The 9,065-nt window shown below is 49.5% G+C and carries 9 protein-coding genes; 2 read left to right on the top strand and 7 right to left on the bottom strand.

Annotation, left to right across the window (positions count from 1 at the left end):
• Nucleotides 1-750: inositol monophosphatase family protein (locus A2F46_RS11085; protein ID WP_369796342.1), on the bottom strand; the 750-nt coding region annotated here is incomplete at its 3' end.
• A gap of 67 nt (nt 751-817) precedes the next feature.
• On the opposite strand from A2F46_RS11085, the gene A2F46_RS11080 reads away from it, so the two are divergent.
• Entirely contained in the window at nt 818-1,552 is a 735-nt protein-coding gene (locus A2F46_RS11080) for a 16S rRNA (uracil(1498)-N(3))-methyltransferase (protein ID WP_066570462.1), read from the top strand.
• Between the two features lie 50 nt (nt 1,553-1,602).
• A complete protein-coding gene (locus A2F46_RS11075; protein WP_066570460.1) occupies nt 1,603-2,610 on the top strand; it encodes an alpha/beta hydrolase in 1,008 nt (335 codons plus the stop codon).
• A gap of 31 nt (nt 2,611-2,641) precedes the next feature.
• On the opposite strand, the gene A2F46_RS11070 is transcribed toward A2F46_RS11075, so the two are convergent.
• From A2F46_RS11070 to A2F46_RS11035, 6 genes are all read right to left on the bottom strand, one after another.
• Nucleotides 2,642-3,826: an MFS transporter gene (locus A2F46_RS11070; RefSeq protein WP_066570459.1), complete on the bottom strand. Its 1,185-nt coding sequence runs from the start codon at nt 3,824-3,826 to the stop codon at nt 2,642-2,644.
• A 762-nt stretch (nt 3,827-4,588) separates the two neighbouring features.
• Nucleotides 4,589-5,011: a F0F1 ATP synthase subunit epsilon gene (locus A2F46_RS11055; protein ID WP_066570452.1), complete on the bottom strand. Its 423-nt coding sequence runs from the start codon at nt 5,009-5,011 to the stop codon at nt 4,589-4,591.
• Nucleotides 5,012-5,021: 10 nt separating this feature from the next.
• Nucleotides 5,022-6,419: a F0F1 ATP synthase subunit beta gene (gene atpD, locus A2F46_RS11050; RefSeq protein WP_066570450.1), complete on the bottom strand. Its 1,398-nt coding sequence runs from the start codon at nt 6,417-6,419 to the stop codon at nt 5,022-5,024.
• A 33-nt stretch (nt 6,420-6,452) separates the two neighbouring features.
• Nucleotides 6,453-7,328: a F0F1 ATP synthase subunit gamma gene (gene atpG, locus A2F46_RS11045; RefSeq protein WP_066570447.1), complete on the bottom strand. Its 876-nt coding sequence runs from the start codon at nt 7,326-7,328 to the stop codon at nt 6,453-6,455.
• Between the two features lie 24 nt (nt 7,329-7,352).
• Entirely contained in the window at nt 7,353-8,900 is a 1,548-nt protein-coding gene (atpA, locus tag A2F46_RS11040) for a F0F1 ATP synthase subunit alpha (RefSeq protein ID WP_066570445.1), read from the bottom strand.
• 10 nt (nt 8,901-8,910) lie between these two features.
• Nucleotides 8,911-9,065 (bottom strand): F0F1 ATP synthase subunit delta (locus A2F46_RS11035; protein ID WP_197457650.1); only part of this gene is annotated, 155 nt, incomplete at its 5' end.

Genomic DNA, 9,065 nt, shown 5'->3' with positions numbered 1-9,065 from the left:
CGCCGGCTGCAAGGCAGCAATGACTGACCGATTGAACACATGTTGCCCACTCCAGAAATCATCTCCTTCCAAAGTAGCCAACTGTCCTCCTGCTTCTTCATAAATCAATGCCCCAGCAGCATAATCCCACAGCCGTTGACCACCATGCACATAAACATCATAACGGCCTGCAGCCAAATAGCACCAATCTAGAGTACTGCACCCCATGCTGCGCTGACTCCCAACGGGCGCCAAAGTTTGCATCCGGCTCGACAGTTTTCCTGACCGCAAATACTTCACTTCCACACCCGCGATGGCATCAATTAATGGCTTCTCCACGCTACGCAGTGGCAATTTCTGCCCATTCAAAAAAGCGCCATACCCATGCTGGGCGTAAAAGCACTCTTGTGAAACCGGATTAAAAATTACGCCTAATTGACTGCGACCATGCTGCACATAGGCCACAGACAAGGCAAAATGCGGCATGCCATTGATAAAATTATTGGTGCCATCAATCGGGTCAACTACCCACAAACCGCCGCCATTGTATTGCCATAGCGCCAATTGGTCTTGTGCACTCATTTCCTCACCCAGCATCGGGCAATCAATAATGTGCCGTAACCCCTTTGCAAAAGCCGACTGGGCCGCCACATCGGCTTCTGTCAACAAGGAACCATCGTGCTTTTTACTGACGCTAACCGCCAAAAAACGGGGCATCACCTCGGCCTGTGCCACTTGTCGTACCAACCCAATAAGTTTATCCAGCACCATGTTCTCAACTTGCTAATTAAGTCAACAAATTGCAATATTAACTATTTCCCAAGGAAACACAAACACCATGCCACGCTTTTACGTCCCTTCTTCTTATTTCAGCACCACTGAATTTACCTTACCGGGGAATGTGGCACGACATGTGCAAGTATTGCGCCAGCAACCAGAGGAACATATTGAATTGATGGATGGCCGGGGCGTGGTTTACACAGCACAAATCACCACCATGGGTAAAAAAGATGTGGCGGTTCGCTTAATTGACCAACGGCGATACAGCATTGAATCCCCCCTTTCCATTACGCTGTTGCAATCGATTTCCAGCAGTGAGCGCATGGATTTCACCATTCAAAAAAGTGTCGAACTGGGGGTAGCTGCCATACAACCCGTTATTACTGAGCGCAGCAGCCAACGGCCGGCAGGCGAGCGTGCTGATAAAAAGGTGGGACGGTGGCAAGACATTGCCATTGCCGCCTGTGAACAGTGTGGGCGCACCGTCATACCAACCGTGCACGCTATTTTGCCGTTTCAGGCAGCCTTACAGGCCCAAGCAACCGTACCCACCAAACTCATTATGAGCTTAAATCAACCACAAGCACTGAATCACTTAGCCCAACCTACCAGCGTCGCCATATTGATCGGGCCAGAAGGCGGGTTAAGCGCGGCTGAGGAAATGCTGGCGATACAGCAATATGGCTTTCAAGCCATTAGCTTAGGCCCGCGCGTACTGCGCACCGAAACCGCCAGCCTAGCCGTACTGGCTGCCATGCAAATGCAATGGGGCGACTTCGCGGCACCACGCTAATCGTATTGAATAAATAGGCTTTCCCCACATCTCATCCAATAAGGCCCACCATGCGTACTCTTCCTTATTTTCTGACCATCCTAACACTCGGCACCACATTGCTCTTGGCCGGCTGTAGCCAATTGAATGCTCATCTCATTGGAAAACTGATGGATAGCCAAGCCGCCAGCGCAGTGGCCGATTTAGACACCTATGCACAAACACAAGTTAAACAACCAATTGAAATACATGAAAACTTAACCAGCAACAACAGGCCCCAAACTCAATTTGATGTCTTCTATCCACGTGCGGCAGCATCATCGCCACAGCGATTATTGCCCTTGGTGGTATGGGTGCATGGTGGCGGCTGGGTAGGCGGAAACAAAGAAGGTGCCCGCAGCTATTTACGCTTATTGGCAGACGCCAATATTGCCAGCATAAACATTGGCTACACACTGGTGCCTAAGGCCCATTTCCCGCAACAATTACTGGAGATAGACAGCGCCATTGCCACCGTCTTAAAGCAGCATACACAATGGCCTATTGATGTAAACAACATCATTCTAGCGGGTGACTCCGCTGGCGCCAATTTGGTGAGTACTTATGCTGCAGCCGTCACCAACCCAGCACTGGCTCAACAGCTGGGTTTTCAGCCAGCACTGCGCGCGACACAACTGAAAGGTATGGTATTACACAGCGGCGTATACGACATGGCCGCCCTGTATGCCGCTCGCCAGCACACTCCTTGGCTGGTGAACCAAGGGATGCAAGACGTGATTGGTCATTTTGCTGGCAGCCAGCATCCCAATACAGCACAGCTAGACCGCATGTCCGCACTGCCTTGGCTAACCCATGATTACCCGCCGGTATATTTAAGCGCTAGTGAAGAAGATGTACTCACAGCGGGCCAGAGCGTGCCTTTTGTGGCCCGATTAAACGCACTGGGGGTGCCAGTCACAGCCCGAATTTTTCCCAAAAACCACCCGGAAAAATTGCGCCATGATTTCAATTTCGATATGCACTTCCAAGCCAGCCATACGGTTTTACAAGAAAGCATACACTTCATTCAGCGCCATTGATTTCAAATAGCATGGCAATATCCAAGGATATTTACTGCACTGGGTTGCCTGAACGGCGGGCATCCCATACGGTGACTACCCAAACCACCAAACCGGCCAGCGCCAAGGCACAACCTACCCAACCCGTGCTGGCCCAACCATAACCAGCGGAGATGGCCAAACCACCCAAAAATGGCCCCAATGCATTGGCAGCGTTAAAAGCGCTATGGTTCAAAGCAGCAGCCAATGTTTGCGCCTCTTTGGCCACATCCATAAGCCGAATTTGCAACAAAGTACCCACAGCACCGCTCACACCAATCAACAGGACTTGCACACACACCCAGATGAAATGATGTACAGCAAAGGGATAAATAGCCAGCATCAGCGCCGACCACACCAGTAGCCAAGCCAACCCTCCCATAATGCGTTTCCCGGCCAATCGCGGCACAATCAAATTACCCAAGGTCATGCCGACGCCATACAAACACATCACCAATGGCACCACATGCGGCGACACCTGCGTAACTTCTTGCAGCGTTGAGGCCATGTACGCATAAATGGCAAACATGCCCCCAAAACCAATCGCACCAATGGCTAAGGTCAGCCAGATTTGTCGATTGGTGAGTGCACTGAGTTCTCGCAACGGGCTACTGCCGCTCCCCTGCATACGGGTATTCGGCAAAAAAGCAGCCACCAATACCACCGTCAGCACCGCCAATATGGCCACCACACCAAACACCACTCGCCAACTGATGGCTTGCGCCAACCAACTGGTCAAAGGCACGCCAATGGTGGTGGCCAGCGTCAGCCCCACCATCATCAAACCCACTGCTTGGGCACGCTTACTCGATGGCACCATAGCCGCCGCCACCAGTGCACCCACGCCAAAATAAGCCCCATGCGGCAGGCCACATAAAAAGCGAAACAACATCATGGTGTGATAGTTCGGTGCCAACACCGTACCCAAATGCGCCAAGGCAAAAAAGACCATCAACCCCAGCAACAAGCTGCGGCGACTGAACCGCGCGCCCAATACCGAAATCACCGGTGCGCCTACCACGACACCCAACGCATAAATGCTAATGAGATGTCCTGCAGTGGGCTCATTAATGTGCAAACCCGCAGCCATGTAGGGCAGCACGCTCATGGTGGCGAATTCAGTGGTACCAATGGCGAAGCCGCCCATAGCCAAAGCAAAAAGTAGCCAGCGTGGATGCGGGATGTGTCGTGTGTGCATGACCTTAAAAACTCCAGAAATGGGTAAAGGCCACCTGAGATTTTCAGGCAGCCTCTATTTCCTCTTGTTGCATTTGATTGGTGTTGCAGGACGCTGATTCTACCTGATTGCCCAGTCGCCGTGTGCATTGTGGCCCATACCCCAAATATTCAATCCAAAAGAATTTAAAACATATTACGCCACCCACAAAAAAAACCCATAAATACACGCTGTATTTATGGGCTAAGCTGGCTGAAACAGTCAGCAACTGCAAGCAAAAGGGTCTGTGCATTCCATGCTGGCGATACACTGAAAAGACGCCTATTTATAATCTTTTGGATGTGATTGAGCCATTAGTCAATTCCAAGCATTGGTTTCAGGAAAACCGAATGACCTCATAAAATTCAAAAAATAGTGAACTCAAGCAGCAAATATCTCTCACCACCATACAACGCTGTGTTTGAGTTTTAATACAATCCGGCGTGAGTGCAACCGCATCATGCGCCACGCAAATGCGACTGCACATATGGTTTTTCTTATCAATCGAACAAGCAACATGGCCAACTGGCACATCAATACTATGATGATGATTGCTATCCATGCGCCCTGAATTGCATTCGGTTTATCAAATTATAGGACAGGTCTTTGGATGAGCGACCAAGGCTACCTGAAACACGTTCAGGCAGCCTTTAATCTGGTACTTTTGATGGCCAATTCGCTTAATTGGACAATAAAAAAGCACGGACTAGCCGTGCTTTGATGCAAAGATTCAAACATCCCCGCTTAGTGTTTGTGTGAACGCAGGTAATCCAAGGTTTTCAGTTCCGCCAATGCCGCCGCCAGTGCTGCATGCGCTTTGGCCAATGATTTCTCATCAGTCGCGGCTGAGATACTGGATACAGCTGCTTTTTGGGCAGCCTCGGCGCGCTCGCGATCCATTTCTGAACTGCGAATGGCTACATCAGCCAAAACCGTCAATCGGTTAGATTGGACTTCCAAAACACCACCGGATACAGCAACCAGAACTTCTTCTTTCTGGCCAGGCACCGTCAAACGCAGAGCACCGGGACGCACCAAGCTCATAATCGGTTCGTGACGTGGGTAAATACCCAATTCACCTGTTTGGGTGGGTACCACCACAAAGCTGGCCTCACCCGAAAAGATATTTTCCTCGTTACTCACCACTTCCACTTGCATGGTACTCATCAAGGGCTCCTTAGTTTAAGGTTTTGCCTTTTTCAACAGCTTCTTCGATTCCACCTACCATGTAAAATGCTTGTTCTGGCAAGTAATCGTATTCACCGCTCAAAATGGCTTTAAAGCCAGCAATGGTGTCGCGCAAGGAAACGTATTTACCAGGAGAACCAGTAAATACCTCGGCTACGTGGAAAGGCTGCGACAAGAAACGCTGAATTTTACGGGCACGCATCACCGTTAGCTTATCTTCATCAGACAATTCATCCATACCTAAAATTGCGATGATGTCACGCAATTCTTTGTATTTTTGCAAGGTAACCTGCACACCACGAGCCACGTCATAGTGCTCTTGGCCAATAACTGTGGGGTCAAGCTGACGTGAAGTAGAATCCAAAGGATCCACTGCAGGATAAATACCCAGAGACGCAATATCACGACTCAATACAATGGTGGCATCCAAATGCGCAAATGTGGTGGCTGGAGACGGGTCAGTCAAGTCATCCGCAGGCACATATACGGCTTGAATAGACGTAATAGAACCAGTTTGTGTGGAAGCAATGCGTTCTTGCAAACGGCCCATTTCTTCCGCCAATGTCGGTTGATAGCCCACAGCAGAAGGCATCCGGCCCAACAAAGCAGATACTTCAGTGCCGGCCAAGGTATAACGGTAAATGTTGTCAATGAACAACAACACATCACGGCCTCTGCCATTGGCGTCTTTTTCGTCACGGAAATATTCAGCCATGGTCAAACCCGTCAATGCCACGCGTAAACGGTTGCCTGGGGGTTCATTCATCTGGCCATAGACCATCGCCACTTTATCCAATACGTTGGAATCTTTCATTTCATGGTAGAAGTCATTGCCCTCGCGGGTACGTTCACCCACACCGGCAAACACAGATAAACCGCTGTGTGCTTTGGCAATATTATTGATCAACTCCATCATGTTGACGGTTTTACCCACACCGGCACCACCAAACAAACCCACTTTACCGCCTTTGGCAAACGGGCAAAGCAAATCAATCACCTTGATACCGGTTTCCAATACATCGGTAGAACTCGACAGCTCATCGAATTTTGGGGCCAATTGGTGAATTGCGCGGGTTTTATCGGTATCAATGGCGCCCGCCTCATCAACAGGGCGACCCAATACGTCCATAATACGACCCAAAGTCGCGGTACCCACCGGCACACTAATGGGCGCTTTGGTATTGATCACTTGCATACCGCGTTTCAGACCATCGGAACTGCCCATGGCAATGGTACGCACCACACCATCACCTAGAAGCTGTTGCACTTCCAAAGTTAGGTCGGTATCCACCAAATTCAGGGCGTCATACACATTCGGAATGATGTCGCGTGGGAACTCAACGTCCACCACGGCACCAATGATTTGTACGATTTTGCCTTGGCTCATTATCGCATCCTAAGTTTATTCGACCGGGCTGCCTTAAACGGCAGCGGCACCGGCCACAATTTCTGACAACTCTGTGGTAATCGCAGCTTGACGCGATTTGTTGTATATCAATTGCAATTCCTTAATGGCATTGCCGGCATTGTCCGTAGCGGCTTTCATCGCCACCATACGCGCAGCCTGTTCAGACGCCATGTTTTCACTCAATGCTTGATATACCACAGACTCTAAATAACGGCGGACCAAATAGGCCAATACAGTGGCCGCATCCGGTTCATACACATAATCCCAACCGTATGCTTTGTCCTCATGAACTTCACCGAGTACCTGTTCACCTACTGGCAACAAGGTTTCCAATTGCGGTTCTTGGCGCATGGTATTGACGAATCCAGCATACACCAAATGGATCACGTCTAAATCACCGGCTGCATAGCGCTCGATGATTTCAGTAACTGGCCCCAAAATAGATTCCATTTTCGGGGTATCGCCTAAGTTAACTGCACTGGCAGTTACTGTCAGACCGACGCGATTACAGGCAGCCAAACCTTTGCTACCCAGACACACAATCTCAACAGACACACCTTGCTCTTCATAAGACTGTACTTTGGCAAACAAAGTCTTCAGCAAATTGGCATTCAACCCACCACACAAACCTTTATCCGTGGTAATCAGAATAAATCCTGCTTTGCTGACATGATCTCGATGTGCCAAGATGGGCAAATTATGATCCGTATTGGTTTGCGCCAAATGACTCATCACTTGGCGCACCTTGTCGGCATACGGACGCGCTTGACGCATCCGCTCCTGAGTCTTCCGCATTTTAGAGGTTGACACCATCTGCATCGCTTTAGTGATCTTTTGAGTATTTTGAACACTGCGAATTTTGGTGAGAATCTCTTTCCCTACTGCCATTTCAGACTCCTTTCAGTGTGCGCATCAGGCTTGATAGCCGTAAGACGCCTTAAAGGTTTTCATGGCTTCGGACAACGCTTTTTCGCTCTCATCACTCATGGCGCCTTTGGCATTAATGTCGGCCAATACATCAGGCAACTGCGTACGCACATAGCTCAAGAACTCAGCCTCAAAGGCCAATGCTTTGTTTACAGGCACATCATCATAAGACCCGTTGTTGATGCCCCACAAAGTCAACGCCATTTCGCCAGTGCCTAAAGTGCTGAATTGTTTTTGTTTCATCAATTCGGTCACTACTTCACCATGACGCAATTGCTTGCGTGTCGCTTCATCCAAATCGGAAGCAAATTGCGAGAACGCCGCCAATTCACGATATTGAGCCAAGGCCAAACGAATACCACCGCCCAATTTTTTAATCACCTTGGTTTGCGCTGCACCACCAACTCGGGATACTGAAATACCCGCATTAATGGCTGGACGAATACCAGAGTTAAATAAATCCGTTTCCAAGAAGATCTGGCCATCGGTAATGGAGATCACATTGGTCGGCACGAATGCAGACACGTCACCCGCTTGGGTTTCGATGATAGGCAATGCCGTCAAAGAACCCGTTTTGCCCGTGACGGCACCATTGGTTAACTTTTCCACTTCGTGGGCATTGATGCGAGAAGCGCGCTCCAACAAGCGTGAATGCAAGTAGAACACGTCACCCGGATAAGCTTCACGACCAGGTGGACGACGCAACAGCAATGAAATCTGACGGTAGGCAACGGCTTGTTTGGACAAGTCATCATATACAATCAAAGCATCTTCACCATTATCGCGGAAATATTCACCCATACTGCAACCGGCATAAGGCGCAATAAACTGCAGTGCAGCCGCTTCAGAAGCGGTAGCCGCAACCACAATAGTATGAGCCAGCGCACCATGTTCTTCCAATTTGCGCACTACGTTGGCAATGGAGGAGGCTTTTTGACCGACTGCCACATAGATACAAATAACGCCAGTGCCTTTTTGATTAACGATGGCATCCAACGCTACTGCGGTTTTACCAGTTTGACGGTCACCAATAATCAGCTCGCGCTGACCTCGGCCTACCGGTACCATTGAATCAATAGCCTTCAAACCAGTCTGCATGGGTTGATCTACGGATTGACGCGCAATCACACCTGGGGCAATTTTTTCCACTGGTGCAGTATGCGTGGTATTGATTGGACCTTTGCCATCAATGGGACGGCCCAGTGCATCCACCACACGACCAACCAACTCATGACCCACCGGAACTTCCAAAATCCGGCCAGTACAGGTAACCGTGTCACCCTCTTTAATGTGCTCAGATTCACCCAAAATCACGGCGCCTACGGAGTCACGCTCCAAGTTCATGGCTAAGCCGAAAGTGTTGCCGGGGAACTCGAGCATCTCACCTTGCATCACGTCTGATAAGCCATGGACACGAACAATACCATCGGTTACAGACATTACCGTACCACGGGTACGCAATTCTGATTCCACCGACAGATTTTCAATCTTGGCTTTAATCAAATCGCTAATTTCAGCAGGATTAAGCTGCATGAAAACTCTCCTAATTCATCATTGCCGTGTGCAGGCTGTTTAAACGGCCTTGCAACGACAGATCCAATACTTGATCGCCGATTGCCACTTTGACGCCACCAATTAAAGATGGCTCCACCACTTGCTGTGCTTTCAACTTGGTCTTGAAATGGGCTTCCATGTCCG

It is taken from the genome of Snodgrassella sp. CFCC 13594 (genome assembly GCF_001590725.1).
Classification (GTDB): Bacteria; Pseudomonadota; Gammaproteobacteria; order Burkholderiales; family Neisseriaceae; genus Snodgrassella.
The sequence above is the reverse complement of the archived record's forward strand: the minus strand, read 5'-3'. Positions and strand labels throughout refer to the sequence as shown.

Coding starts and splice junctions, on each gene's coding strand:
- A2F46_RS11080 (WP_066570462.1), top strand. CDS start 818: ATGCCACGCTTTTACGTCCCTTCTTCTTATTTCAGCACCACTGAATTT.
- A2F46_RS11075 (WP_066570460.1), top strand. CDS start 1,603: ATGCGTACTCTTCCTTATTTTCTGACCATCCTAACACTCGGCACCACA.
- A2F46_RS11070 (WP_066570459.1), bottom strand. CDS start 3,826: ATGCACACACGACACATCCCGCATCCACGCTGGCTACTTTTTGCTTTG.
- A2F46_RS11055 (WP_066570452.1), bottom strand. CDS start 5,011: ATGAGTACCATGCAAGTGGAAGTGGTGAGTAACGAGGAAAATATCTTT.
- atpD (WP_066570450.1), bottom strand. CDS start 6,419: ATGAGCCAAGGCAAAATCGTACAAATCATTGGTGCCGTGGTGGACGTT.
- atpG (WP_066570447.1), bottom strand. CDS start 7,328: ATGGCAGTAGGGAAAGAGATTCTCACCAAAATTCGCAGTGTTCAAAAT.
- atpA (WP_066570445.1), bottom strand. CDS start 8,900: ATGCAGCTTAATCCTGCTGAAATTAGCGATTTGATTAAAGCCAAGATT.